22 protein-coding genes and 2 pseudogenes are annotated in these 25,684 nt (G+C 67.7%); 8 read left to right on the forward strand and 16 right to left on the reverse strand.

The annotated features are described in order from the left end of the window. Window positions 1-16: 16 nt before the first annotated feature. Window positions 17-820 (reverse strand): hypothetical protein, encoded by an 804-nt coding sequence (locus tag ACV22W_RS03960; protein ID WP_448017860.1) that lies wholly within the window; start codon window positions 818-820, stop codon window positions 17-19. Window positions 821-1,287: 467 nt separating this feature from the next. Between ACV22W_RS03960 and ACV22W_RS03965 the strand changes: the two are divergent. From ACV22W_RS03965 to ACV22W_RS03980, 4 genes and pseudogenes are all read left to right on the forward strand, one after another. After that, window positions 1,288-1,473: pseudogene (locus ACV22W_RS03965) on the forward strand (LysR substrate-binding domain-containing protein); the annotation flags it as partial. Between the two features lie 128 nt (window positions 1,474-1,601). Continuing rightward, window positions 1,602-2,228, forward strand: coding sequence for a LysE family translocator (locus ACV22W_RS03970; RefSeq protein WP_448017861.1), 627 nt, complete (start codon window positions 1,602-1,604; stop codon window positions 2,226-2,228). A 13-nt stretch (window positions 2,229-2,241) separates the two neighbouring features. Then, window positions 2,242-3,003 carry a class I SAM-dependent methyltransferase gene (locus ACV22W_RS03975; RefSeq protein WP_448017862.1) on the forward strand — a complete coding sequence of 254 codons (762 nt, stop codon included), beginning with the start codon at window positions 2,242-2,244 and terminating at the stop codon, window positions 3,001-3,003. Between the two features lie 50 nt (window positions 3,004-3,053). After that, window positions 3,054-4,277 (forward strand): RtcB family protein, encoded by a 1,224-nt coding sequence (locus tag ACV22W_RS03980; RefSeq protein ID WP_448017863.1) that lies wholly within the window; start codon window positions 3,054-3,056, stop codon window positions 4,275-4,277. A gap of 44 nt (window positions 4,278-4,321) precedes the next feature. Here the strand turns inward: ACV22W_RS03980 and ACV22W_RS03985 are convergent. Beyond that, window positions 4,322-4,453, reverse strand: a pseudogene (locus tag ACV22W_RS03985) (methyltransferase); the annotation flags it as partial. Between the two features lie 94 nt (window positions 4,454-4,547). Here ACV22W_RS03985 and ACV22W_RS03990 point away from each other — a divergent pair. Further along, on the forward strand, window positions 4,548-5,843 hold the full coding sequence (locus ACV22W_RS03990) for an O-acetylhomoserine aminocarboxypropyltransferase/cysteine synthase family protein (protein WP_448017864.1): 1,296 nt from the start codon (window positions 4,548-4,550) through the stop codon (window positions 5,841-5,843). Between the two features lie 12 nt (window positions 5,844-5,855). After that, complete coding sequence (locus ACV22W_RS03995; protein ID WP_448017865.1) at window positions 5,856-5,993, forward strand: hypothetical protein; 138 nt, start codon at window positions 5,856-5,858, stop codon at window positions 5,991-5,993. Window positions 5,994-6,003: 10 nt separating this feature from the next. On the opposite strand, the gene ACV22W_RS04000 is transcribed toward ACV22W_RS03995, so the two are convergent. Beyond that, window positions 6,004-6,501 carry a hypothetical protein gene (locus ACV22W_RS04000; protein ID WP_448017866.1) on the reverse strand — a complete coding sequence of 166 codons (498 nt, stop codon included), beginning with the start codon at window positions 6,499-6,501 and terminating at the stop codon, window positions 6,004-6,006. 33 nt (window positions 6,502-6,534) lie between these two features. After that, window positions 6,535-6,879, reverse strand: a complete 345-nt coding sequence (locus tag ACV22W_RS04005; RefSeq protein WP_448018121.1) for a DUF4148 domain-containing protein — start codon at window positions 6,877-6,879, stop codon at window positions 6,535-6,537. Between the two features lie 246 nt (window positions 6,880-7,125). On the opposite strand from ACV22W_RS04005, the gene ACV22W_RS04010 reads away from it, so the two are divergent. Beyond that, the gene (locus ACV22W_RS04010; protein ID WP_448017867.1) at window positions 7,126-8,286 is read left to right on the forward strand and encodes a porin; all 1,161 of its coding nucleotides are present in this window, start codon (window positions 7,126-7,128) and stop codon (window positions 8,284-8,286) included. A gap of 204 nt (window positions 8,287-8,490) precedes the next feature. Here ACV22W_RS04010 and ACV22W_RS04015 read toward each other — a convergent pair whose 3' ends face one another. After that, window positions 8,491-8,835, reverse strand: a complete 345-nt coding sequence (locus ACV22W_RS04015) for a hypothetical protein (RefSeq protein ID WP_448017869.1) — start codon at window positions 8,833-8,835, stop codon at window positions 8,491-8,493. A 196-nt stretch (window positions 8,836-9,031) separates the two neighbouring features. On the opposite strand from ACV22W_RS04015, the gene ACV22W_RS04020 reads away from it, so the two are divergent. Then, complete coding sequence (locus ACV22W_RS04020; protein ID WP_448017871.1) at window positions 9,032-9,322, forward strand: DUF4148 domain-containing protein; 291 nt, start codon at window positions 9,032-9,034, stop codon at window positions 9,320-9,322. Between the two features lie 94 nt (window positions 9,323-9,416). Here ACV22W_RS04020 and ACV22W_RS04025 read toward each other — a convergent pair whose 3' ends face one another. The 11 genes from ACV22W_RS04025 to ACV22W_RS04075 form a co-directional block, all read right to left on the reverse strand. Continuing rightward, a complete protein-coding gene (locus tag ACV22W_RS04025) occupies window positions 9,417-10,844 on the reverse strand; it encodes a heavy metal sensor histidine kinase (protein ID WP_448017873.1) in 1,428 nt (475 codons plus the stop codon). After that, window positions 10,841-11,524, reverse strand: coding sequence for a heavy metal response regulator transcription factor IrlR (gene irlR / locus ACV22W_RS04030; RefSeq protein WP_059466657.1), 684 nt, complete (start codon window positions 11,522-11,524; stop codon window positions 10,841-10,843). Before irlR ends, ACV22W_RS04025 begins: the two co-directional genes overlap by 4 nt. Further along, entirely contained in the window at window positions 11,524-14,736 is a 3,213-nt protein-coding gene (locus ACV22W_RS04035; protein WP_448017875.1) for an efflux RND transporter permease subunit, read from the reverse strand. Before ACV22W_RS04035 ends, irlR begins: the two co-directional genes overlap by 1 nt. 56 nt (window positions 14,737-14,792) lie before the next feature. Next, window positions 14,793-16,262 carry an efflux RND transporter periplasmic adaptor subunit gene (locus tag ACV22W_RS04040; protein WP_448017876.1) on the reverse strand — a complete coding sequence of 490 codons (1,470 nt, stop codon included), beginning with the start codon at window positions 16,260-16,262 and terminating at the stop codon, window positions 14,793-14,795. Between the two features lie 26 nt (window positions 16,263-16,288). Continuing rightward, window positions 16,289-17,593: a TolC family protein gene (locus tag ACV22W_RS04045; RefSeq protein WP_448017877.1), complete on the reverse strand. Its 1,305-nt coding sequence runs from the start codon at window positions 17,591-17,593 to the stop codon at window positions 16,289-16,291. A gap of 228 nt (window positions 17,594-17,821) precedes the next feature. After that, window positions 17,822-19,030, reverse strand: coding sequence for a phosphotransferase enzyme family protein (locus ACV22W_RS04050; protein WP_448017879.1), 1,209 nt, complete (start codon window positions 19,028-19,030; stop codon window positions 17,822-17,824). A gap of 36 nt (window positions 19,031-19,066) precedes the next feature. Further along, window positions 19,067-19,678: a nicotinamide riboside transporter PnuC gene (gene pnuC / locus ACV22W_RS04055; RefSeq protein ID WP_448017881.1), complete on the reverse strand. Its 612-nt coding sequence runs from the start codon at window positions 19,676-19,678 to the stop codon at window positions 19,067-19,069. Window positions 19,679-19,737: 59 nt separating this feature from the next. After that, window positions 19,738-21,969, reverse strand: coding sequence for a TonB-dependent siderophore receptor (locus ACV22W_RS04060; protein WP_448017883.1), 2,232 nt, complete (start codon window positions 21,967-21,969; stop codon window positions 19,738-19,740). A 619-nt stretch (window positions 21,970-22,588) separates the two neighbouring features. After that, window positions 22,589-22,792 (reverse strand): DUF2970 domain-containing protein, encoded by a 204-nt coding sequence (locus ACV22W_RS04065; RefSeq protein WP_448018122.1) that lies wholly within the window; start codon window positions 22,790-22,792, stop codon window positions 22,589-22,591. A 124-nt stretch (window positions 22,793-22,916) separates the two neighbouring features. Then, window positions 22,917-25,004, reverse strand: coding sequence for a pyridoxamine 5'-phosphate oxidase family protein (locus tag ACV22W_RS04070; protein WP_448017884.1), 2,088 nt, complete (start codon window positions 25,002-25,004; stop codon window positions 22,917-22,919). A 31-nt stretch (window positions 25,005-25,035) separates the two neighbouring features. Next, the gene (locus tag ACV22W_RS04075; protein WP_448017885.1) at window positions 25,036-25,680 is read right to left on the reverse strand and encodes a glutathione S-transferase family protein; all 645 of its coding nucleotides are present in this window, start codon (window positions 25,678-25,680) and stop codon (window positions 25,036-25,038) included. Window positions 25,681-25,684: the final 4 nt, after the last annotated feature.

The raw sequence follows: 25,684 nt of genomic DNA on the forward strand, positions 1-25,684 counted from the left end.
AGCCGTCGCGTTGAGTTCATTTCGATGCCGTGGCCGTCCCGGTCGCAGTCGTCGTCATCGCGGTAGAAGCAGTCGCAGTTGCCTGCGTCGGCGTCGGCGTGCGTGCCAGATCCTGACCGATCATGTCCGCGACCGACTTCTCGCACGACTTGATCCCTTCCACCGACTTGTCGAAATTCTTCTCGAGATCGCTGAAGCTGCCGTACGTATAAGCGAAATCGCTGTCGATGTGGACACTGTTCGACTTGATGTCGTAGCCGCACGCGAACGTCTTGTAATAGATGTCCTGCTTCGTCTTCGCGTCGAGAATGCGCGCGCGGACGACCACCCACGGGATGTAATCGGGCTCGGTGGGCGGCGAGATATAGCCGAACGACGTGAACCAGACGTTCATGATGGCATCCGCGTCGGTCTGGATCGCGGAGTAGTCGTCCGACTTGCCGTCGTCGGCGAGCTTCACTTTCTGGCCGTCCAGCTTCACGACCTGATAGCCGTTGCTGGTGAGGCGGCCCGTGACGCCGTCCACGATGTCCGGCGCGAACACGATCTTGCCGGCCGCCACGTGATCCGTATAGGTGCTCGAATGGCTCGCGTTGACGGCGGTTTGCGCAAGCGCGCCGATCAGGCCGAACCCGCCCGCTGCGCCGCCGAGATTGACGACCGCGACACGCTTCGGCTCGTTGACCTCGAGGATCGCGATCGAATGCAGCTTCTGACGTGCTTCGGGTTTCATGTCGGTGTTCGGCAGCGTGACGCAGCCGGACAGCAGCGTCACGAGCAGGCCGCAAGCGGACAGGGTAGCTTTGGATGACTTCTTCATGGAGTGAGTGGCTTTTTGTTGTTGACGGAACGTTTTCGCCGGGCCGTCGCATGTGGCACGTGGCGCGTCCAGGTGCTGCGTGCGAGTCGGCCGTACGCTTATTGTTTGATGACCTGACCGCAGGCGATGAAGCTGTACCCGGCCGCGCGCGGCACGTACAGGATCGAGCACTGGAAGCCGTGGGTTCCCGTGATCGACATGAACATGATTGCGGCGCGTCCAGACAGCGGAACGCCTGCCGGCAGCTGTCGTGCGGCTTGGTAATACTTTGGTGCGCTACCGAGAAAGGGTAACGGCGGGGCTTGAGGTTTCTTTAGGGCGCGCTATCGAACAATTTTTCTAATCGTTTCGATATTACAAACAGGTTTCTGCACGCGCGTTCCATGCGGCTCGTCGTCTTCGTATCGGGCGCGGTATGAACGCCGGCCCGTGCGCCCGAGTGTCTCTACGGCCGCACGGCTCCCGCGCACGGGATCCTGATGCGCGCCGAATGGGATATCCGCGACTATCTGGCCGACGGGCGCCTCGTCGTCGTGCTGCCGGATTACGAGACACCGAGCGCGGACATCTATGCGGTGTACGCGTAGCGGCATCAGATGTCCGCGCAGATACGGGCGTTCGTGGATTTTCTGGCGGCGGAGCCGGGCGGATGACGGGCGGCGGGCGGAGCGGGCATCGATGCCCGAAACGCTGATATTCTGGCGAATCGAGCAGTGAATGATCGGAATATTCCCGCCGCCGCGTCATCCCCCGCCGCTGCGCCAACCTTGCCGGAGCCGCCATGTTCGACCTCACCACGCTGACCACCTTCACTGCCGTCGTCCTGGGTCTGTTCCTGATTCCCGGCCCCGCCGTGCTGCTCGTGCTGAGCCGCACCGTGCAGGGCGGCCGCAAGACCGGCATCCTGACCGGGCTCGGCGTCGCGAGCGGCGACTTCGTGCACACGCTGTTCGCGGCGGTCGGGCTGTCGGCGCTGCTGATGACGTCGGCGCTCGCGTTCAACGTCGTGAAGCTGGTCGGCGCCGCGTACCTGATCTACCTCGGCGTGCGCGCGCTGCTCGACAGGCCGTCCGATCCGTCGCTGCCGAAGGTGTCGCCCGTCACGCCGCTGAAGGCGTACCTTCAAGCGATTCCCGCCGAAGTGCTGAACCCGAAGACCGCTCTGTTCTTCCTCGCGTTCATGCCGCAATTCGTGCATCCGGAACGCGGTTCGACGTTCGTGCAGTTCGCGGTGCTCGGGCTGATCTTCGTCGTGCTCAGCTCGCTCTACACGACGATGATCGCGTGCTCGATACGCCCGCTCGGCCGCGTCGTGAAGCGGCTTGCGTGGCTCACGCGCTGGCAGGGGAAGATCATCGGCTCGATCTTCATCGCGCTCGGTTTGCGCGTCGCGGTCCAGCAGCGCTGACGCGCGGTTTCGCATGACGTCCGACGCGGCAACCGCCGACGAAATCCTCTATACCGACCCGCGCCTCGTCGCGGTCTACGACCGGTTCAACGCGGGCGATCGCGACTTCGCGTTCTACGCATCGCGCATCGGCACCGCACGGCAACGGATTCTCGATCTCGGCTGCGGCACCGGCACGTTCGCGCGCCGGCTCGCGGCGGCGGGGCACGACGTCGTCGCGATCGATCCCGCGCCCGCGATGATCGAGCATGCGCGACGCCAGCCTGGCGCCGGCGCGGTCGGCTGGCTCGCGTGCGATCTCGGCGGCCTGCCGCCCGGCGCGCCGTTCGATGCCGTCGTGATGACCGGACACGCGTTCCAGTGCCTGCTGACCGACGCTGACATCGACGCGACGCTGCGCGGCGTGCGGCGCGTGCTGGCCGACGGCGGCCGCTTCCTGTTCGACACCCGCAACCCGCGTGTCGAGCCGTGGCGCGGCTGGACGCCGCAGGCGTCCGCGTCCCGCATCGATTCGCCCGAATTCGGCAGCGTCGAGCTGCACCATGCGGTAACCGCGGTCGACGGTCCGATCGTGTCGTTCGACACGGTCTACCACTTTCAGCGCGACAATACGCGAGTGAAGAACGCGAGCCGGCTGCGCTTCATCGCGCGGCCCGACCTGCGGGCGCGCGTGGCGGCCGCCGGCTTCACGTCGGCGGACTGGTGCGGCGGCTGGCACGGCGCGCCGTTCGACGACGCGGCCAGCGCGGAGATCATCGCGATCTGCCACGCGTGAGCGGTTGAATGCCGCGCCGGACGCGAATAGTGGAATGAAGGGTGAAGCAAATGGGTAGCGACGAATTCCAGGTGATGGAATTGTCGAACGGCAAGCCGGTGAAGATGTGGACGCAAGGCGTCGCGGTCGAGGACGATGCGCGCGCGCAGTTGCGCAACACCGCGCGGATGCCGTTCATCTTCAGGCACGTCGCGGTGATGCCGGACGTCCACCTCGGCAAGGGCTCGACGATCGGCAGCGTGATTCCGACGAAAGGCGCGATCATTCCGGCCGCGGTCGGCGTCGATATCGGCTGCGGGATGATGGCGGCGCGCACGACGCTCACGGCAGCGGACCTGCCGGACTCGCTCGGCGGGCTGCGCAGCGCGATCGAACGCGCGGTGCCGCACGGCCGCGTGCCGGGGCGCCGCGATCCCGGAGCATGGGGCGATCGCACGCCGCCCGCCGTGACCGAATCGTGGAAGTCGCTGCTGCCGGGCTTTCAGCGGATCGTCGACAAGTATCCGAAGCTGGAGAAGACGAACCACCGTGCGCATCTGGGTACGCTCGGCACGGGCAACCACTTCATCGAGGTGTGCATCGACGAGGCCGGACGCGTGTGGTTCATGCTGCACAGCGGCTCGCGCGGCGTCGGCAACGCGATCGGCAGCCTGTTCATCGAGCTCGCGCAGGCCGACATGCGGCAGCACATCGCGAACCTGCCGGATCGCAATCTCGCGTATTTCACCGAGGGCAGCCGCCACTTCGACGATTACGTCGAGGCGGTCGGCTGGGCACAGGACTACGCGCGCCGCAACCGGCAGGCGATGATGGACGCGGTGATCGGCGCGGCGCGCGGCGTGATCGCGAAACCGTTCGCGCTCGACGAGCACGCGGTGAACTGCCACCACAACTACGTGCAGCGCGAACGCCACTTCGGCGAGGACGTGCTCGTGACCCGCAAGGGCGCGGTGTCCGCGCAGAAGGGGCAGCTCGGGATCATTCCGGGCTCGATGGGCGCGAAGAGCTTCATCGTGCGCGGGCTCGGCAATCCGGAGAGTTTCTGTTCGTGCAGCCACGGCGCCGGACGCTCGATGAGCCGAACCGAGGCGAAGCGCCGCTTCACGGTCGACGACCAGGTGAGCGCGACGCGCGGCGTCGAATGCCGGAAGGACGCGGGTGTCATCGACGAGATCCCGATGGCCTACAAGGACATCGACGCGGTGATGGCGGCGCAGCGCAGCCTCGTCGAAGTGGTGCACACGCTGCGTCAGGTGGTGTGCGTGAAAGGATAGCGCGGCGCGCGTCACGCGCCGACGGTCGAAATCGAAAACCCGTCCCAGCCGCCGAGCGTGCCGACTTCGAGGATGCGCCGTGCGCCGCGAATCGTCGCCAGCAGTTGCAGCAGCTTGCCCTGATTCGGCGCGACGTTGATCGCGGGCAGCCCGGCCGCATCGCTCGCCGCAAGCGCGGTGGCCGCATAAGCAACCAACCATTCGTTCTAAAGGCGGCCGCGCACCTGCTCCTATAATCGCTCGACCACGACAACAACAGACGGAGCACCCATGACCGATCAGGCCACTTCGAACTGGCGACTCGAAACCATCGCCGTGCACGGCGGCTATCGTCCCGACCCGACCACGCGCGCGGTCGCGGTGCCGATCTACCAGACCGTTGCGTACGCATTCGACGACACGCAGCACGGCGCGGACCTGTTCGACCTGAAGGTCCAGGGCAACATCTATACGCGAATCATGAACCCGACGACGGACGTGCTCGAGCAGCGAATCGCCGCGCTCGAGGGCGGCATCGGCGCGCTCGCGCTGGCGTCGGGCCAGGCGGCCGTCACGTACGCGATCCAGACGATCGCCGAAGCCGGCGACAACATCGTGTCCGCCAGTTCGCTGTACGGCGGCACCTACAACCTGTTCGCGCATACGCTGCCGCAATACGGCATCACGACGCGCTTCGCCGATCCGCGCGACCCGGCATCGTTCGAGCCGCTGATCGACGCACGCACGAAGGCGATCTTCGCGGAATCGGTCGGCAACCCGCTCGGCAACGTGACCGATATCGCCGCGCTCGCGGAAGTCGCGCATCGTCACGGGATCCCGCTGATCGTCGACAACACGGTGCCGTCGCCGTATCTGCTGCGCCCGTTCGAACACGGCGCGGACATCGTCGTGCATTCGCTGACGAAGTATCTCGGCGGCCACGGCACGAGCCTCGGCGGCGCGATCGTCGATTCGGGCAAGTTCCCGTGGGCGCAGCACGCGGACCGCTTCAAGCGGCTCAACGAACCCGACGTCAGCTATCACGGCGTCGTGTACACCGAAGCGTTCGGGCCGGCCGCCTATATCGGGCGCGCGCGGGTCGTGCCGCTGCGCAACATGGGCGCGGCGATCTCGCCGTTCAACGCGTTCCAGATCCTGCAGGGCATCGAGACGCTCGCGCTGCGCGTCGAGCGCATCAGCGACAACGCGCTGAAAATCGCGCAGCATCTCGCGCGCCACGAACACGTCGAGTGGGTGAACTACGCGGGGCTGCCCGATCACCCGGATCATGCGCTCGTCGCGCGCTACCTGTCGGGCCGCGCGCCCGGCATCCTGACGTTCGGCGTGAAGGGCGGCCGCGACGGCGGCGCGAAGTTCCAGGACGCGCTGAAGCTGTTCACGCGGCTCGTCAACATCGGCGACACCAAATCGCTCGCGACGCATCCGGCCTCGACGACGCACCGCCAACTGTCGCCGGCCGAACTCGCGAAGGCCGGCGTGAAGGAGGAAACGGTGCGGCTGTCGATCGGCATCGAGCACATCGACGACCTCCTCGCCGATCTCGACCAGGCGCTCGCGCAAGTGTGACCTGGCGCGGGCGTGCACACGCCCGCTCAAGGTGTTCAATCCCCGGTTGATGCCGGAGCGACGCCCGGCACGAAACCGTCGTGCGTCATCCGGCATTTCACCGGCTTCATCGTGTTCTTCCTGATCGAAGGTTCGGTGAAGGCCGGCTGAAACGCGAGCATCACCACGTCGTCGCAGCGGTCGGATACGTCTCGACGATGCGTGTGCCGTTGACGGGCGTCACGCCTTCGTTGCGCAATGCGGCCCACAGGTCGATCGCATGCTCGCGCGACTTGCGGCTGCCGTCGTCGGTCAGCACGTTCAGCGCGATCACTTCGTCGCGCGTAGTCAGTTGCAGTTGCTCCTTCAGTTTGCGCGACTGATGCGACGCGGTACGGACCTCGCGCAGCATGATCCGCTGCTTCGCGAGCGGCGCCGGCACGGCGCCCGCATCGGCGGGCAGGAACGTCAGCCGCCCGTTCCCGACTTCGCATTGCCCGCGCGTGAACGTCGCGCTCCACTCCCCCGCCGGCACGGCCGCGAACTCGCAGCGCATCCGTTCGCTCGCGCGGCGGCCAACGTCGTGTTCCGGCGCATGCGACAGCGCGCGCTCCGGCCAGCCGGCCGCCGTCGCGGCCGTCGCAGTCAGGCACGCTGCCAGTACGATCGTTTTCGTCATGTTGCGCATTGTCCGTTCCTCCTCGCAAAAATATCAACGCACCGCGAAGCCGTTGTCATGCGCGTCGACGACCGGCGCCGATTCGCCGCGGTGCACCGCCGAGCGATGGACTTCCTGATTGCGGGCGATGGTGGCCGGGCTCGGAGGATAGTCGTGCTTTGGACTCGGGATCACGCCGTCGTGGCGGGCGCGCAGCAGTTCCTGGCGCACTTCCTGCCGGGTCCTGGACTGCGCGGTGGCCGACTGCGAGAAAGCGGCGATCGACAGCGCGGCAACGGCGATCGAAATCAGGGGTCGTCGAATGTTCATGAGCTTCGCTCCTTGTCCGGAATGGGTAACGTGAGTTCCAAGATTGATCCGCCGGCGGTGCGCGATCATGAACACGGGATGACGATTTCGTCATCGCATGCCACGCCATGAATCGCAGTGCGAAGGAAATCGACGAGATGCTTCGACTCACATGACGCGCGGATGACATTTTTCTCATTTGTCCCTCACCGTCGCGATTCGAACGGTTCCCAGAATCGCCTGCACGTTCGCCATATTCGTCGCCCGCAAGCAGAAAGCGCGGCGGCGCGATCGACGGACGCACGAAACGATCAACTCGAACCTCAGGGACCCAACATGAGAACTCCAGCTCGGCTCGTCATGCTGTCCGGTGCGCTGCTCACGACCGCCCACGCGGTTCACGCGTCGGAAGTCAGCCTCTACGGCCTGTTCGATACCTCGCTGACGTATGTATGGAACGCCGATGCAGACGGCAAGAATCTCGTCGGCCTGGGCAACGGCAACCTGCTCGGGAACCGCTTCGGCGTGAAAGGCGCCGAGGACCTCGGCGGCGGGCTGAAAGCGATCTTCACGCTGGAGAACGGCTTCAATCCGAATACCGGCGCGCTCGGGCAAGGCAACCGGATGTTCGGCCGGCAGGCGTTCGTCGGTCTCGACAGCTCGCGCTGGGGTTCGCTGACGATCGGCCGCCAGTACGACGCGCTTGCCGATGTCGCATGGCCGATTACCGGCGATTTCTACTTCGGCAGCGTGTATGCGACGCCCGGCGACGTCGACAACTACGACACGTCGTCGCGAACCGACAACGCGGTGAAGTACGCGTCTCCCGTCATCGCCGGATTCCAGTTCGTCGGTATGTATGCGCTCGGCGGCGTGGCCGGCAAGACGGGCGCGGGACAAACCTGGTCGGCCGGGCTTTCGTACAGCAACGGCCCGGTCGACGTCGCGGGCGGCTACTACTATGCGGCCAACGAGTCGCCGCTTGCCGACGGCATCCGGACCGGCTGGAACGGCACCTCCGACGGCACGTTCGACGGATCGCTGGTCAACGGCGGCTACATCTCCGCGAAGTCGATCGGCATTGCACGCGGCGCGTTGCGCTACAGCATCGTGCCCTTCGCGATCGGCATCGACTACAGCAACGCGCAGTACAAGGCCGATTCGATGTCGGCGTTTCGCAACACGCAGAAATACGATACCGTGCGCGGCTTCTTCAACTATCAGGCGAGCGCGAGCCTGCTCCTCGGCGTCGGCTACAGCTACACGAAAGCCCGCGGCGATACGCGCGCGACCTACCATCAGGTGTCAGCCGGCGCGGACTACGTGCTGTCGAAACGCACCGATCTCTATGCGGTCGGTGCGTGGCAACGCGCGAACGGCGAGCAACGCACGCTCGACGGCGGCACGCAGACGGCGCAGGCGTCGATCGGCTCCTACGGCTACGGCGGCACGCGCACGCAAGGGATCGTCAATCTCGGGCTCCGCCATCGCTTCTGATCGGGGCAGCGGCAACGCGCGGGTACGCGCATGACGAAAATTTCATCTTCCGATCAGGTTCGCGATGAATCGTGTCGCTACCATCGAATGCGTGACGGGCGATGCCCGTTGCAACCCACGCAAGCGAATCGCTGTCACATGGCACGATTACGCGTTCGGCCCGGACACTGTGAGTGCCGGGCTTTTTTTCATGCGTACGACGGATCAAGGCGTGACGTTGCGCTTCGGGAACAGGCACGGATGCGTCTTCACGTAGAAGTTCGGATTGCCGCAGCGATGTCCCGCATAGTCGATCTGCTCGCCGGGCGTCAGGCCGGCGGGCACCACATTGCGCACGGCCCTCGGTGCGGACGATCCGGCCGTTCCTGCATCGGGACGGGACGAAGCGCAACCGGCGACCAACGGGGCAATCAGCAGGGCAAGCAACGACAGGCGAATGGCGGGACGATCCACTGTTTGGTCCGGAACGGAAGTCGAAACGAAGCCGCCCGCCCCCATGCCGGTGCGGCGAACGGCGCGCATGCCGACGACACCACCGGCCGTCAGCAAGCGCCATGCTCCGCTTTGCGTGCATCGCACGCATGACCCGAACATGACGATTGCGTCATGTCGGCCGGGCCAGCACGTTGCACACGCCGCCGCGCAAACTGACGGATTTTTCATCTGCCGATCACGGTCACGCTCGGCTGCTTTCGCATACTGGTTCCATGGATCGCCACCCGGCGGCCTCATCAAGGAGAGCTCCATGAAAACGGTAAAACTCGCTGCCCTGTTCGTCACCGCGACGCTGTCGCTCGGCATCGCCACGCAAGCCGCATTCGCACAAACGCAAACACCAATGCAGGGCAAGACCCGTGCGGAAGTCATCAGCGAACTGAAGCAGGCGCAGCACGACGGTGTGGTGCCGACGAGCAAGACGCAATACCCGCCGACCGGCGAGATCGTCGCGCGCAACAAGGAGCTTCACGGGATTTCGGTGCATGCCGGCGAGAAGGCGCCGCAGGCCGACAATCACGACAGCCTCGCGACCCGCTGATGCCGGTCAGGCGCGGGCGCCGCCGCGCGATCGCAGGCAGCGTGCCGCGCGCCGCCGTATCGTGGCGAACGCGCGGCCGTGCCGGCGTGCGATCTCAAGCATGGGCCGCCGGCATCGTCTTCGGCGCACCCGGCGGCCGCTGCGGAAAGCGCAGCCAGAATGTCGTGCGCCGGCCGGGATCACTGTCGACGCCGCATTCGCCGCCATGGTTGTCCATGATCGACCGGACGATCGCGAGGCCGAGGCCCGTGCCCGACGCCGAATTGTGCCGCGACGGATCGACGCGATAGAAGCGCTCGAAAATCCGCGCGACGTGCTGCGCATCGATGCCCGGCCCCGTATCCGATACGGCGATCGTCGTCCCGCCGGCCTGTTCCGAACAATCGATCGTCACGACACTGCCGCGCGGCGCATACGCCAGCGCATTGGACAGAAGGTTGCTCAATGCGCGCTGATACAGCGTGAGATCCGCATCGACCCATGCGTAGCCGTCGACCTTCACCGACACACCCGCGTCCTCCGCGAGCGGCTCGTAGTAGCCGGCGACTCGCGAGGCCTCCTCGGCCGCATCGAGCCGCCGCACGTCGATCGACGTGCCGGCCTGCTCCGAGCGCGCGAGGAACAGCATGTCCTCGATCATTCTCGACAGCCGCTGATACTCGTCGATGCTCGACTCGATCACGCTGCGGTATTCGTCCGCGCCGCGCGGCTGCGACAGCACGACCTGTGCGGCCGCCTGCAGGTTCGTGAGCGGCGTGCGCATGTCGTGCGCGAGATTCGACGAAAACTGGCTCAACCGCGTAAACGATTCGTTCAGGCGCGCGAGCATCCCGTTGAACGCATGCTCCAGTTCCTTCAGTTCGCCTGACGTATCGAGTTCCGGCAGCGGATGGGCCAGGCGGCTCGTCGACATCTGCTCGGCCCGTGCCGCGAAGCGCCGCAACGGGCTCAGCCCGAGCGCCGTGATGCCATACGCGATCGCGGCCGCCAGCACGACGCCGAACACCTCGATCACGACGATCGTATAGGCATGCGTGCGAAGCAGCAGCACGTCGGCGCTGCGGTCGTACTGCACCGCGACGCGCACGACGGACGCGCCCGCGCCGGCGAGCGGCACGGTCATCACCAGATACTGATGTCGCACGCCGGGCGGCGCGACGAATACCGGAATGCGGCCCGCTTCCGTCGACAGCAGCGGCGCGTAGGTCCGGAATCCCGGCGTGCCGACGATGCGCGTGCCGGCCGCATCGTAGATCGCCAGGTCCATGTTCGGATGCCCATGCAACTGGTCGATCCAGATTTCGGGGTTGCGCGCGACGTCGGCCGTCGAACGCGCTTCCGCCAGGTGTGTGCCCAGCGCGGTCGAAATACCGACCATCTGCTCGGCCGCCGTCGTCTCGATGCGATTGCTCAACGCCTCGTACAGCGCGACGCCGCTCGAAGCGAGGATCACCGACGTCGACAGGATGATCAGTGCGGTCAGGCGTCCGCGCAGCGTGCGTGGCAGCAGGCGCGCGATCATTTGGCCGCGCCGTCGCGCACTTCGAGCACGTAGCCCATCCCGCGCACGGTGTGGATCAGCTTCGGTTCGTAGGCGTCGTCGATCTTCGAGCGCAGTCGCCGGATCGCGGAATCCACGACGTTCGTATCGCTGTTGAAGTTCATGTCCCACACCTGCGACGCGATCGTCGCACGCGGCAGGATCTCGCCTTCGCGACGCATCAGCAGCCACAGCAGCGCGAATTCCTTCGCGGTCAGCAGGATCGTGTCGCGCTGCCGCGTGGCCTTGCGGCGCGTCAGGTCGAGTTCGAGATCGGCCACCCGCAGCGTGTTCGAATCGCGCGGCTGGCCGCGCCGCAAAATCGACTTGATGCGCGCGGTAAGTTCGACGAAGTCGAACGGCTTGGCCAGGTAATCGTCGGCGCCGAGTTCGAGCCCCTTCACGCGGTCGCCGACGTCGTCGCGCGCGGTGAGGAACAGCACGGGCGTCGACTTGCTGCGACGCAGGTTCTGCAGCAGCGTCCAGCCGTCCTGCCCCGGCAGCATCACGTCGAGCACGAGCAGATCGTACTCCTCGGTCTCGGCCTGGTGCTGGCCCGTGATGCCGTCCTCCACCCAGTCGACGACATAGCCGGCTTCGGTCAGGCCCTTGCGCAGATAGGCGCCGGTTTTCGGTTCATCCTCGACAATCAGAATTCGCATCACGCATTACCCTTGAAAAAACCCAGCCGGCGCAGCATGCCCGCGCCGAACCCGCCGCGCAATACCGCTCGCCACGACACAGCGTGGCTCACGCGGTACAGCACCGGCAGCACCAGCAGCGTCAGCGCCGTGGACGACAGGATACCGCCGATCACGACGGTCGCGAGCGGGCGCTGCACCTCGGCGCCGGTGCCGGTCGCGAATGCCATCGGCAGGAAGCCCAGCGACGCGACGAGCGCGGTCATCAGCACGGGCCGCAGCCGCGTGAGCGCGCCTTCGCGCACGGCCGCGTCGAGCGGCATCCCGTCGTCGCGCAGGCTGCGGATGAACGAGATCATCACGAGACCGTTGAGCACCGCGACGCCGGACAGCGCAATGAAGCCGACCGCCGCGGTGATCGACAGCGGAATCCCGCGCAGCCACAGCGACACCACGCCGCCGCTCAGCGCGAACGGAATGCCGGTGAACACCAGCAGCCCGTCCTTCACGTTGCTGAACATCACGAACAGCAGCACGAACACCATGAACAGCGCGAGCGGCACGACGAGCTTCAGCCGTTCGCTCGCGCTCTGCAACTGCTCGAACTGCCCGCCCCACGACACCCAGTAGCCGGCCGGCACGCGCACGTCCTGTTGCAATTGCTCGCGCGCATCGGCGACGAACGAGCCGACGTCGCGGCCGCGCACGTTCGCGCTGACGACGACACGCCGCTTGCCGTCCTCGCGGCTGATCTGGTTCGGGCCCGGCGCGACCTCGATCGTCGCGAGTTCCGCGAGCGGCACGTACGGCGCCTGCGCGAGCGGCGCGCTGGTACCCGCGGCCGGCGCGGGCAGCGCGATCGGCAGCCGCTTGATCGCCTCGATGTCGGAGCGCAGCTCATCCGGCAGCCGCACGACGATGTCGAAGCGGCGATCGCCCTGGAACAGCGTCCCCGCCTTCTGCCCGCCGACGGCCGCGGCCACCGTATCCTGCAGGTCGGCGACCGTCACGCCGTAACGCGCGAGCTTGTCACGGTCGAGGTTGACGGTCAGCACCGGCAGGCCGGTAGTCTGCTCGACCTTCACTTCGGAGGCACCCGGCACCTTCTGCAACGCGGCCGCGATCTGCTCGCCGGTCTGGTTCAGCACGGTCATGTCGTCGCCGAAGATCTTCACCGCGACGTCGCTGCGCACGCCCGAGATCAGCTCGTTGAAGCGCAACTGGATCGGCTGCGAAAACTCGTACGCGTTGCCGGGCAGTTCCGCGAGCGCCGCCTCGATCTCGCGCACGAGCTGATCGCGCGGCTTGTTCGGATCGGGCCACTTGCCGGTCGGCTTCAGCATGATGTAGCCGTCCGACAGGTTCGGCGGCATCGGATCGGCCGCGATCTCGGCCGTGCCGGTGCGCGCGAACACGCGCTCGATTTCCGGGAAGCGCGCCTTCAGCGTCTTCTCGATCGACTTCTGCATCTCGACCGATTGCGACAGGCTCGTGCCGGGAATGCGCAGCGCGGCGACCGCGAGATCGCCTTCGTTCAGGCTCGGGATGAACTCGCTGCCGAGCCGCGTCGCGAGCCCGAGCGTGACCAGCACGATCGCGCCGGCGCCGAGCATCACGCGCGCGGGGCGCGTCATGAACGCGGCGAGCACGGGTTCGTACGCACGCCGTGCCCAGCCCATCAGCCGGTTTTCCTTTTCCTCGACGCGCTCGCCGATGAACAGCGCGACCGCTGCCGGAATGAACGTGACGGTCAGCACCATTGCCGCCGCGAGCGCCATCACCACGGTCACGGCCATCGGATGGAACATCTTCCCTTCGACACCCGTGAGCGCGAAGATCGGCAGGTACACGACCATGATGATCAGTTGCCCGAAGATCAGCGCGCGACGCGCCTCCTGCGATGCACCGAATACTTCCGCGAAACGCTCGTCGCGCGTCAGAGGCCGGCCGGCAACGGCCTGCGCATGCGCGAGCCGTCGCACGCAGTTCTCGACGATCACGACCGCGCCGTCCACGATGATCCCGAAATCGAGCGCGCCGAGGCTCATCAGGTTCGCGCTGACCTTCGCATTGACCATCCCGGTGAAGGTCATCAGCATCGACAGCGGGATCACGAGCGCGGTGATCAGCGCCGCGCGGATGTTGCCGAGAAACAGGAACAGCACCGCGATCACGAGGATCGCGCCCTCGAGCAGGTTTTTCTTCACCGTCGCGACGGCCTTTTCGACGAGCACGGTTCGGTCGTACACGGGAATCGCCTTCACGCCGGCCGGCAACGTGCGGTTCACGTCCGCCATCTTCGCGGCGACGGCTTTCGCGACCGAACGGCTGTTCTCGCCCATCAGCATGAACACCGTGCCGAGCACGACCTCCTCGCCGTTCGACGTCGCGGCGCCGGTGCGCAACTCGCGGCCGACGTCGATCTGGCCGACCTCCTTCATCCGCACCGGCACGCCGCCGACGTTGGTGAGCACGATGTTCGCGATGTCGTCGACGGTGCGCGCCTGGCCCGGCACGCGCACCAGGTACTGCTCGCCGCGCTTCTCGATGTAGCCCGCGCCGACGTTGTCGTTGTTGCGTTCGAGCGCGCGCACGACGTCGGCGAGCGTCAGCCCGTACGACATCAGCTTCGCCGGGTTCGGCGCGACGCGGTATTCCTTCACGTAGCCGCCGATCGAATTCACCTCGGTCACGCCGCGCACGTTTCTCAGTTGCGGCCGGACGACCCAGTCCTGCAGCTCGCGCAGGTCGGCCGCCGTGTAGCGCGTGCCGTCGGGCTTGCGCGCGGCTGCGTCGGCCTCGACGGTCCACAGGTAGATCTCGCCGAGGCCGGTCGACGTCGGCCCCATCGCGGGTGCAATGCCGGCCGGCAGCTTGTCCTTCGCTTCCTGGATGCGCTCGTTGACGAGCTGCCGCGCAAAGTAGATGTCGGTGCCGTCCTTGAAGATCACGGTGACCTGCGACAGACCGTAGCGCGAAATCGAACGCGTCTGCTCGAGGCCCGGCAGGCCGGCCATCACGGTTTCGACCGGATACGTGATGCGCTGCTCTGCCTCCAGCGGCGAGTAGCCGGGCGCGGCCGTGTTGATCTGGACCTGCACGTTCGTGATGTCGGGCACCGCGTCGATCGGCAGCTTCTGGTAGCTGAACACGCCCAGCGCGGCCACGGCCGCGATCGCCAGCATCACGAGCCAGCGGTGCGCGATCGCAAAGCGAATCAGGCGCTCAAACATGGCGGGACTCCTCGAAGCGGGGAACGTCCACTGCGTGGGCCTTCGATACGTGACGCTCATTCATGTTCCGCGCTCCCCTTGCCGAGCTCGGCCTTCAGAACGAAGCTGTTCGCGGCCACATATTCCTGGCCCGGCTTGAGCCCCTTCAGCACTTCGGTCGCACGGTCGTCGCGCCGCCCCGTCTCGACGGCCTGTGCGACGAAGCCCTTCGGCGAGCGCACGAATACCGACGGCACGCCGTCGACGTCCTGCAGCGCGTCGCTCGTGACGGCGAGCGGCACGGCCTGCTTGCCCGCGTCGACCGACACGTTCACGAACATCCCCGGCCGCCACACGCCGTCCGGATTCGGCAGCACGACGCGCGCGGGCGCGGTGCGCGTCTGTTCGCCGAGCAGCGAGCCGACGTAAGCGATCGGGCCGTTCGAGCGCGATTCGAACGCAGTCGCGCTGACCGTCGCGTCGCGGCCGACGCGCACGTCGTTCAGCCGCTGCGCGGGCACGGCCATCTCGGCCCACACCGTCGACAGGTCGGAGATCACGAACATGCTCGCGTCGGCGGCGATCGCTTCGCCGGGCGTCGCATGCTTCTCGACGATCGTGCCCGCGAACGGCGCGCGCAATTCGTAGCGGTTCAGCGCGCCCGCGCCGGCCGGCGCGTTCAGCGCGGCCAGTTTCTGCCGCGCGTTCTGCACGGCGATCTCGGCCTCGCGCAACTGAACCTGCGCCTGCTGGTAGTCCTGTTCCGCCGAGATGCGCTCCTGCCACAGCGTGCGTTCGCGTTCATAGGTCGCGCGCGCGCCCGACAACCGGCGTTCGGCGGTCAGCAGTTCGCTGCGACGATCCGCGAGATCGGTGCTCGCGATCACGGCCAGCACCTGCCCCTTCGCGATGTTCTGTCCAAGCGACACCGACACCTGTTCGACGATGCCGGCCACGCGCGGCACCACGTGCGCGGTGCGATCCTCGTTGAATTTGATCTCGCCCGGCAGCTGGAACGGCGTGGCGATCTGCGCGGGGGCGGCCTTCGCGAGCACGATCTTCGACGTCTTCAACTGCTCATCGGTGAGCGCGATCGCGCCGTCCGCACGGGCGAACGGAAACGACGCGGCCTCGTTGCCCGCCTTGACGTCGATCGTCGCGTCGAATACGTGCGGCTTCGCGATCGATTGCGCCGACACGAACTTCTGGCCCGCCGCGTCGAATCGCATCGGTTCGTGCGAGCGGTCGTACCGCACCAGCGTGCCGGACACGGCAACGCCCTTGGTCGCAGGCTTGCCGTCGACGAACGGATAGACGACGAGCCGCGCGTCGCCGGGCTTTTCCGTCATCACGATCTCGACGGACAATGTGCCGCGCGTGAGCACGACGCCGCCGTGCGAGCCGGTGCCGATGCCGTCGGCCGCCTGCGCGGCTTCGGTTCCCGCGGGCACGGACGCGCCGCCTCGCGTGACGGCGAGCGCGCCGAGCACGATCCCGACGCCGCCGAGCACGGCCGCCGCAATGATGAAGATTCTGCTGCGTGACATGATGATCCTTCAGGTAAGAAGCGCGGCTATTGCGCGACGGCCGCGAGCGGCGTGCCGACGAGCCGTCCGATATCGGCGCGGGCCGCATGCGCGTCGGCGAGCGCGCGCACGTATTGCGATTGCCCCTGGAACAGCGTGCGCTGCGCGTCGAGCACGTCGAGGAAGCTGAATTTTCCGAGCTCGTAGCCGCGCGACATCGCATCGAGCGCGAGCCGCGCGCCGGGCAGGATGTCGGTCTTCAGCCGCCGCGCTTCCTGCGCGGCCGCGTCGAAATTCGCGTACGCCTGCGTGAGTTCGAGCCGCAGCCGCGTGCGCTCGCGGTCGAGATCGGCATTCGCGCGCTCGGCCTTGTGCGTCGCTTCGAGCAGCGCGCCCCGGTTCGTGTCGAACAGCGGAATCGGAATCGACACGCCGACCACCGCCTGGTTGTCGGGCACGCCACCCGTCGTCACCCGCTTCATGCCCGCGCTGACCGTCACGTCGGGAATGCGCCGCGCGCGTTCGAGCGACACGGCCGCGTTCGAGCGCAGCATCTGCGCACGCGCGACGCGGGCGAGCGGCGCGTCGTCGAGCTGCGCGATCAGCGCGGACAACGCCTCGACCGCGGGCACCGTTTCCAGATCGCCGAGCGCGACGCGGCGGTCGCCGCGCGCTTCCCCCATCACCGCATTCAGCTTCTCGCGCGCGACGTCGACACGGCCGCGCGCGGTCGCCACCTCGATCTGGACGCCGGCCGCCGCCACCTGCGCCTTGGTCGCCTCGACCGGCGACACCTTGCCGGCCTGCGCGCGGCGGCCCGCGAGGTCAGCCGAGCGCGCGGCGATCGCGGCCGACTCTTCGGTGACCTGAAGTTGCCGCTGCGCGGCAAGCAATCCGTAGAACGCCGCGATCACATCGGCGCGCACGGCGGCGCCCTGCTCGTCGAGCGACGCATTCGCGGCCTCGCGGCCGTACGACGCGACATCGAGCCGCGCGCGGCGCTTGCCTCCGAGTTCGATGGTCTGGTTGATCAGCGCGGTCGACGTGCGCTCCGCACGGCTGAAGCCTTCCTGCAGGAACGACACTTCCGGATTGGGACGCGCGCCGGCCTGCATCAGCGCGCCGGCCGATGCGTCGACGTCCGCGCGCGCGCCGCGCAACGCCGGGTTGTTGCGGGCCGCTGCCGCGAGCGCGTCGGACAGCGTCAGCGATGGGGAAGAAGCGGCGTCGGACGGCGGTGCAACAGCGGAAGCCGTCGAGGCCAAGGCCGGGGCCGCGACCTGCAGCGATTGCGCATGGGCCGTCGCGGCCGTCGCGAAGACGACGGCCACGGCGAGGGTGAGCTTGAGCATGTTCGGTTCTGCGATAACGGTTCGCACCGATGCTACGGATCGGGTGCAGTGCGAACATGAGCCGAAGATGACATTTCCGTCATGTTGGATGCGACGGCGTGCGGACGTGCGGCGTCCTGCGGGAGCAGGGTCCGCTTCGTGGATCGGATGATTTCAGTGAATGTGCGGTGCGATCGCCGCACGGAAGGAAACTGACTTTGCCGGCTCAACAACGTCCGGCGCGCAGCTTTACACGCTGCCCCGCTTCGCGCGCCGGCGTTGCACCAGCCAGTCGAGCAGTTGTCGTCCGTCGCGTTCGCCGAACCAGCGCGCGTGTCCGAGCAGGTAGCCGTCGTACGCGACGTCGACGATCGCCGGAGCCTCGATGACGCACCCGAAATACGCGACTTCCGACAGCGCGAACTCCGTATGCACGATCGGCAGCATCGCGACCAGCGCCGCATACGCATCGTCGCTCAACGGTTCGAGCGATTCGTAGCCGTCGAGCAGCGCATCGATGTGCGCGTATTCGATGCGGCGCGCATCGGCCGGCGCCATCCAGTCGATCGTATTGCGCTCGATCGCCAGCGCGACGTCCATCACCGCGCACGTGCGATCGGACAGGCCGAAGTCGAGCACGGTGCGCACCTGTGCGCCGGGACCGGCATCGGTCCACAACAGGTTCGACGCATGCCAGTCGCCGTGCGTCCACAGCGGCGGCAGCGCGGGAAGCAGCGGCACGAGGCGCGCATGATACGGGCCGATCGCATCCGCTACGTCGCCGCGCCAGTCGCGCGTGCCGAGCGCGCGCACCAGCAGCGGCTGCGCATCGACCCAGCGTTCGAGCGCACCCGCCAGATCGGCGGACGACAGTACGCGAAAACTCGACAACAGCGTGCGCACGGGCCGCGCCGGCGCATCGTAGCCGGCCGATGCGCGATGCAGTTCGGCCAGCGCGCGGCCGGCCGCGTATGCATGCGAAGGATCCGTGAACGGCTGCCACGACATCACGCCGCGATACGCGTCGACGCCGGGCGCGACCACGTGCACTTCATAGGTCCAGTCGCCGGATGCGAACGCGGTCGCACCGTCGCGACCGGCGAGCACGTCGGCGACCGGAACGTCGCGTGCACGCAGATGCGCGATGAAGCGATGCTCTTCCTCGAGTCCGGCGACATCACGCAGGCTCACGTGATGACGCTTGACGAACAGCGTGCGCTCGTCTGTCGTGCGCACCAGCACGGCCGCCGAGAACGGCCGCGGGCTGTGCCACGTGAGCCGCGCCGGCGCGCCGACGCCATCGATCCGCGCGAGCACGCCCGCGACTTCGTCGTGCGTCATCAGCGGCCAGTCGCGTTCGGCCTGCTCGCCGTCGACGCCGAATTGCGGCGGTGCGACGTCCCGCGCGTCGGCGGCGTCACGCGACGCAGGCGCGTTCGGCTCGAGAGGAAATGTCATGAACGACGCAGCTCCGTAGTTGAATCGGCCCGTGAATCAGCCCGCCGGGCTGGCCGTCGCGCGCTGCGCGTCGGCCGTCCGGCTCCAGTCGCGCCAGCCGATGACGGCGAGCGCGATGAACAGCGCATAGAGTCCGGCCGTCAGATACAGTTCCTTGAACACGAACATCCCGACGTATACGACGTTCACGACGATCCACAACCCCCACGACGCGATGTAGCGCCGCGCGGTCCAGTATTGCGCGACGAGGCTGAACGCGGTCAGCGACGCATCGACGAACGGCAGCGCCGCGTCGGTCCAGCGCGCCATCATCCCGCCGAGCAGCGCGCTGCCGACGACGGCCGCGATCAGGTCGGGCAGCATCTGCCGCGGCCGCACGCCGGTGACGGGCGCGACATCGCCTGCCGGCGCCGCGCCGCTGCTCGCCTCGAGCGTACGCTGCGCGATCCAGCGGCGCCAGCCGTACACCTGCAGCACCGCGAACGCGCCCTGCAGCAGCATGTCGGAATACAGCTTCGCGTCGAAGAAGATCCAGCCGTACAGGGCGACCGACGCGAGCCCGACCGGCCAGCACAGCATGCGCCGTTTCGCGGTCAGCCAGATCGCGAGCGCGCTGACGATCACGCCGGCGATTTCGAGTGGGGACATCGTCTGTGCTCTCCTGGTTGGCTGCCGGGGCCGCGCATCACGCGGCCGGATCCGGACGATCAGAAATCATAGGTCAACGATACGCGGGCGGTGCGCGGCGCGCCCGGGAACAGGTACGCATCGCCCTGCTGCTCGCCCGCGTCGCGCCAGTAGAACTTGTTGAACAGGTTGTCCACCGACACGCGCAGCACCGTGCGATGGCCCGCGATCTTCGTCGTATAGCGCGCGCCGAGATTGAACACGAACCACGACGGCACGCGCGCGGTGCCTTCCTCGTTCGCGTTGCGTGCCGCGCTGTACTCGACGCCGCCGAGCACGTTCAGACCGGCGACGCCCGGCACCGCGTAGTCCGCATACAGCGATGCGCGCAGCGCCGGCACGTTGATGATCTGATGCCCTTCGTAGGCCGGCGAACCCGAATCGTACGCGCGCGCGCGAATCGCCGCGACGCTGGCCGTCAGCCCGAGCCGCTCGGTCACGCGCCCGGCCGCGCCGAGTTCGATCCCCTGGTGGCGCTGCGTGCCGCGCTGCACGAACGTATAGCTCGTGCCCGACGCATCGGGATCGGCGAACTGGAACGGCTTGCTGATCGAGAACACGGCGGCCGTGAGACTCAGCCGGTCGAGCCAGTCGTATTTCGCGCCGAGTTCGAACTGATGCGATTCGACCGGCGGCAGGAACGCATACGCGTTGGTCGCGCGCACCGGCGCCTGGTCGCCGAGCGACAGCGCCTTGCTGTACGACGCGTAGAGCGACAGCACGTTCACCGGCTTGTAGACGAGCGCGACTTGCGGCAGGAACACCGAGCGGTCGGTATGCGTCGCGTCCCCGTCGAGGCTGTTCCAGCTGCGCTGGCGCAGCAGCACTTCCTTGCCGCCCGCGAGCACCTGCCAGTGCTCGCCGATGCTGATGCGGTCGAGCCCGAACACGCCGTACTGCCACGAGTCGAGCTGCGGATACGACGGCCCGGCCGTGTTCGGCGACGGCGCGAACGCGATGTCGGGCCCGTAGATGTTCTCGCTGCCCACGTAGTCGTACACGGCGTTCGCCATGTGCACGACGCGGCGCTGCACGCTCACGCCGAGCGTCAACTCGTGGCGCAGCGGGCCCGTCGCGAACCTGCCCGTCGTCACCGCGCGCAGGTCGTCGTTGCGGCGGTATTCGCCGGGGCTGCGGAAATCGTACACGTCGTAGTCGCCGTTCGCGCCGAAGAAGAACGGCGACGTCGCGCCGGCCGTGCAGCTCGGCGCATACGAACAGCCGTACGCGAACGCGCTGTTGTCGTCGATCATCGTGCGGCTGCGGCCGGCGGCGATGTAGGCCTTCCAGTCGTCGTTGAACTGGTAGTCGAAGCGCGCGTTCAGGTTCAGCGCGTCGGTCGTCACCGGCTTCGCCCACGGCTGCGTGCCGAGCGCCTTCGACGTCGTGTCGACGGACGGCACGACGGTGCCGCCGAGCAGCTGGTAGCCGGGCGCGGAGCGCTGGATCCACTGCTGGAATTCCGCGTTCAGCTGCAGGCTCGCGCGCGGGCTGATGTCCCAGTCGGCGGCGATCGAGCCGAACGTGCGTCGCCCGTTGGTGCCGTCGATGTACGAATGCATGTTCTCCTTCGCGGCATTGATCCGGAAGCCGAACTGATTGTCGGGGCCGAAGCGGCGGCCGAGATCGACGGCCGCCGACGTCGAGCCGCGGCTGTCGACGCCGGTCGTCACGCTCGCGACGTTCGCCGAGCGCTTCGTCACGAAGTTGATCACGCCGCCCGGCGCGACCACGCCGCTGTCGATGCCGGCCAGTCCCTTCAGGATCTCGACACGCTCCTTGTTCTCGAGCGGCACGTTCTGCTCACCGGACACCGTCAGCCCGTCGATCCGGATCGCGCTCGCGAGATCGACCGGAAAGCCGCGGATCGCGAAGCCTTCGAAATAGCCGACCGGCGCATAGTCGTTGACGACCGACGCATCGTTGCGCACCACGTCGCTCAGCCGCTTCGCCTGCTGGTCGTCGATCAGCGCCCGCGTGACGACGTTGACGGAGGCAGGCGTGTCGCGCAGCGGCGCATCGTCGAGCCCCGCGACCGACGCCTCGCGCACGCGAAACGAGCCGCCGCGCTCGCCGCTCACCGTGATCGTCGGCAATGTCGCGGCCCCGGTCGCATCGGCGTCGGATGCCGGCGCGTCGCCCTGTGCCGCGGCGGCCTGCGCCGCGAAAAGCGTGATGCCGAGACCGACGCCAAGCCCGACCTTCGCGCGCCGCCACTGTGCGGGCGCCGCTGTTGTTCTATTCACCGTCATTGTTCTGGATGGAAAACTCGCCACTCGACCCTGTCGAAACACTCGAAACGCGTCATGCAGCCGCGAAGCGCGACCTCGCGCAAGAACCCGCGACGGCCCCGCAGCGGCCGCGCACGAACGTCGATACGACATTCATCAGACGAATCGGACGATCGGGCACATGCGTGCCGATCGATCGGGAAAGCGCTGGATGGGACATCGGATGACGGTGACACGCCGGGTACCGACGCAGCCGTCGACCGGTTCGTCGGGGGCGTGTCGGGCGGCCGGCTGCATCGCGCGCGGCTTGCCATGCGGGGGGACGCTTCGAACGCCCCGTTACGGGCGCGACGTACTTGCGCGCGCCGTTCGCTGGAACGGCGGCATGCCCGTCGCGCACGACATGGCGGCGCGGCGCGCATTTTACCCCGGGCGGGGCTGGCGGCCCGGGAATCGTGTAGCTCGGGGGCGTGGAAGGCGGGAACGGAAACCGCGCGAGTCCATCCGATACGGCGACGGCGCAGATGTGCGCGTGACTGGCGTCGGGCACGGCCACCTCGATGGCCGGCACGGTCAAGTGCCGGTCACGCGGCCGGAAACCGGAGCGGGAACGTTCGCCCGCTCGCGATTCGGCGGTCGGTCAGAACCCCTGCATCGTCGCGGTCGGATCGACGACCAGGTGCACCACGCCGTAGATGACCGCACCAACCAGCACCGCGAGCACGATCGCCACGAACGGCAGCAACGTGTAGTTGATGTTCGCGAGATCGGCGGCGTGCGCCTTGCTGTTGCGTACACCGAAGAAACTCCACAGGACCAGCTTGATCATGCCCAGCAGTTTCATGGTTGTGCTCCTTTCGTCGAATCGGTTGGCGCTATCGTCGATCCAACCTGCATCCGAAAAAAGCAGCAGTTGCGCGCGCTTTTCGCGCAGCAGGCCATCTGCGGCGGCATGTCGCATGGTGCGTTCAGCGCTCGAGCACGAGCGGCGTCACGGCCCCTTCCGCAGGCTGCGCGACGCACAGCAGCACGCAGCCCGGTTCGACCGGCGCATCGTGCGACTGCACGTAATCGACCGCACCCGAGAGCACGCGCGTCGCGCACGTGCCACACGACCCGGAACGGCATTCGGACGGCACCGCCACGCCCTGGCCTTCGGCGAATTCGAGCAACGTGCCGTCGGCGGGTGTCCATGCAGCTTCGCGGCCCGTATGCCGGAATACGACTGCCACGCTCGGCGCCCGAGTCCCGGCCACACGGGTCGCGTTACGCACGACGCTCGACGGCCCGAACGCCTCGAAGCGGATACGCTCGTCCGGCACGTTCAGCGCGCGCAACCCGTCGTACAAATCGCGCATGAACGCGGACGGCCCGCACAGGTAGAAGTCGTAGTCGTCGAACGGCAGGATGCGCTTCAGTTGCGCGATGTCGATGCGGCCCGGTCGCGCCGCGCCGTCGCGCTGCGGCCGGCTGTCGAACCAGTGCAGCGACACGCGTGCGTCCGCGTCGGCGATGCGCGTCAGTTCCGCCGCAAACGGCCGGTCGGCCGTATCGCGCGCGCCGTGCACGAACACGATGCGACGCGACGCCTTGTCGTCGGCGAGCGCGCGGCGCAGCATCGCGATCATCGGCGTGATGCCGATGCCGGCCGATACCAGCACGGCCGGGCGCGGGCTCGCGACGTCGAACGTGAAGCGGCCGCGCGGCATCTGCGCGTCGAGCGTCATGCCTGCCTGAGCATGATCGTGCAGCCACGCCGACACGCGTCCTTCGCGCTTCACGGTGATCCGGTAACGCGGCGCGCCCGGTGCATCGGACAGCGTGTAGCTGCGGATCGTCGGCGCATCGCTGCCCGGCAGCGCGACGCGCAGCGTCAGGTGCTGCCCGGCTTCGTACGTCGGCAACGCGTCGCCATCGGCCGCTTCGAAATGAAACGAGCGGATCGCGCGCGCTTCGTCGACGATCTTCGCGATGCGCAGCGGGCGCCATGCGGGAGCAGATGCGATTGCCGATGAAGGCGCGGACGTGAGTGCCGTTGCCGATGCGAGTGCGGACGGCACCGGCCCGCCCGCCGCAACCGCGCCCGCCGCCATCGCCGCGAACTGCGGCGCGCGTTCGACCGCCGACCACCTGAACGGCAGCACCGCACGCATGCGCCGCACTTCCCGCACATGAAACCGCACGACCCGCTGCGCGCCTTCGAACGACGCGACGAGCGGCCCGTCCCACACGATCTCCGCCCGCGCGGCGACATACAGCAGATCGCCGCTGCCGAAATCGACGAACAGCAGCCCCGCGCGCGGATCGTGCTGCAGATTGCCGAGGGTATTGAAGAAGCGGTTGCCGCTGAAATCCGGCGTCGTCAGCGTATGCGCGTCGTCGACGCGCACGAAGCCCGGCATGCCGCCGCGATGCGACACGTCCGCGCCCCGCGCGGCACCCGCATCGTCCGACGTGTTCGCACTCGCGACGAAGAACGTATCGGCCTGCGCGAGCAGCGCGCGATCCGCGTCGCTTAGCCGGTCCGACACATCGGACGCAATGGACGCCACGGTTTCACGCGCGACGAACGCGGGTTTGCGGCCCTGGATGTATTTCGCGCAGTTGCCGAAGCTCTGCTCGACCGCGATCGTCAGCGCACCGCCGTCGATCGCGCGCACGACGCCGTTCACGCGATTGCGCCGGCGCGTATCGAACTCGATCCCGAGCCCGCCGAGCGGCGCACCCGGCTGCCACGCGCCGGCCAGCGGATCGCCGGGCAGCGCATCGCCGTCGATGCGCAGCGTGCGCGCGTCCGGCGTCGTCAAGAAGCCGGGCGTCCCGACCCGCAGCGTCGCCCACGGCTGGCCGTGCGCATCGACGCCGCCCAGCACGAAGAACGGCAACTGCGCAAAGAACGTCCGGTGCTGATCCGGCATGAAGCGGCGAATCCCGCGCCGGCCGGCCGTGCCCGCGGCCTCCGTCACGCCCGCGCGCTGCTGCACGGCAAGCTCGCCCGCATGAAACGGCGCAACGTCGAGTTCCCAACCCGGTACGGCAGCGGTCGGCGTGGTCATCGCGTTCTCCCGGTCAAGGCGTGGCTTCGCGTCAGGCGGCAAGCAGGCCGGCGCGCGTCGGCGGCATCGCGACGAAGCCCGGCAGCGCCTCGACGCGCGCGAGCCACGCGCGCACGTGCGGATACGGTTCGAGCGACACGCCGCCTTCCGGCGCGTGCGCGATGTACGTGTACGCGGCGACGTCGGCGATCGTCGGCTGCGCCCCGGCGGCGAACGGCTTGCCGGAGAGTTCCCGGTCGATCACGGCCAGCACCTTCGCGGCCGTGCGCTTGGCCGCGTCGTGATCGAGCGGCGCGCTGAACACGGTGACGAGCCGCGCAGCCGCCGGCCCCGATGCGATCGGCCCGGCCGCGTACGACAGCCAGCGCTGCACGGTCGCCGCGCCGGCGGCATCGTCGGGCAGCCAGTGCGCATCGCCGTAGCGCTTCGCGAGATAGACGAGGATCGCGTTCGAATCGGCGAGCACGGTGCCGTCGTCGTCGATCACCGGAACCTGGCCGAGCGGATTGAGCGCGAGGAATGCGGGTTCGCGCTGCGCGCCGGCCGCGAGATCGACGTCGACTGTGTCGAACGGCAGCCCCAGCAGCGACAGGAACAGCCGCACGCGATGCGCATGCCCCGACAGCGGGAACGAATAGACACGAACCGGACGGGCGGGCTTGCTGGCGGCTGGCATGGAG

The sequence above is a fragment of the Burkholderia sp. AW49-1 genome (assembly GCF_053427845.1).

Coding starts and splice junctions, on each gene's coding strand:
- ACV22W_RS03980 (WP_448017863.1), top strand. CDS start 3,054: ATGGGTAGCGACGAATTCCAGGTGATGGAATTGTCGAACGGCAAGCCG.
- pnuC (WP_448017881.1), bottom strand. CDS start 19,678: ATGTCCCCACTCGAAATCGCCGGCGTGATCGTCAGCGCGCTCGCGATC.
- ACV22W_RS04000 (WP_448017866.1), bottom strand. CDS start 6,501: ATGACGAAAACGATCGTACTGGCAGCGTGCCTGACTGCGACGGCCGCG.
- ACV22W_RS03970 (WP_448017861.1), top strand. CDS start 1,602: ATGTTCGACCTCACCACGCTGACCACCTTCACTGCCGTCGTCCTGGGT.
- ACV22W_RS04025 (WP_448017873.1), bottom strand. CDS start 10,844: ATGATCGCGCGCCTGCTGCCACGCACGCTGCGCGGACGCCTGACCGCA.
- ACV22W_RS04035 (WP_448017875.1), bottom strand. CDS start 14,736: ATGTTTGAGCGCCTGATTCGCTTTGCGATCGCGCACCGCTGGCTCGTG.
- ACV22W_RS04070 (WP_448017884.1), bottom strand. CDS start 25,004: ATGACCACGCCGACCGCTGCCGTACCGGGTTGGGAACTCGACGTTGCG.
- ACV22W_RS04065 (WP_448018122.1), bottom strand. CDS start 22,792: ATGAAACTGCTGGGCATGATCAAGCTGGTCCTGTGGAGTTTCTTCGGT.
- ACV22W_RS04040 (WP_448017876.1), bottom strand. CDS start 16,262: ATGTCACGCAGCAGAATCTTCATCATTGCGGCGGCCGTGCTCGGCGGC.
- ACV22W_RS04010 (WP_448017867.1), top strand. CDS start 7,126: ATGAGAACTCCAGCTCGGCTCGTCATGCTGTCCGGTGCGCTGCTCACG.
- ACV22W_RS04075 (WP_448017885.1), bottom strand. CDS start 25,680: ATGCCAGCCGCCAGCAAGCCCGCCCGTCCGGTTCGTGTCTATTCGTTC.
- ACV22W_RS04045 (WP_448017877.1), bottom strand. CDS start 17,593: ATGCTCAAGCTCACCCTCGCCGTGGCCGTCGTCTTCGCGACGGCCGCG.
- ACV22W_RS04020 (WP_448017871.1), top strand. CDS start 9,032: ATGAAAACGGTAAAACTCGCTGCCCTGTTCGTCACCGCGACGCTGTCG.
- ACV22W_RS03975 (WP_448017862.1), top strand. CDS start 2,242: ATGACGTCCGACGCGGCAACCGCCGACGAAATCCTCTATACCGACCCG.
- ACV22W_RS03960 (WP_448017860.1), bottom strand. CDS start 820: ATGAAGAAGTCATCCAAAGCTACCCTGTCCGCTTGCGGCCTGCTCGTG.
- irlR (WP_059466657.1), bottom strand. CDS start 11,524: ATGCGAATTCTGATTGTCGAGGATGAACCGAAAACCGGCGCCTATCTG.
- ACV22W_RS03990 (WP_448017864.1), top strand. CDS start 4,548: ATGACCGATCAGGCCACTTCGAACTGGCGACTCGAAACCATCGCCGTG.
- ACV22W_RS04050 (WP_448017879.1), bottom strand. CDS start 19,030: ATGACATTTCCTCTCGAGCCGAACGCGCCTGCGTCGCGTGACGCCGCC.
- ACV22W_RS04060 (WP_448017883.1), bottom strand. CDS start 21,969: ATGACGGTGAATAGAACAACAGCGGCGCCCGCACAGTGGCGGCGCGCG.
- ACV22W_RS04005 (WP_448018121.1), bottom strand. CDS start 6,879: ATGATCGCGCACCGCCGGCGGATCAATCTTGGAACTCACGTTACCCAT.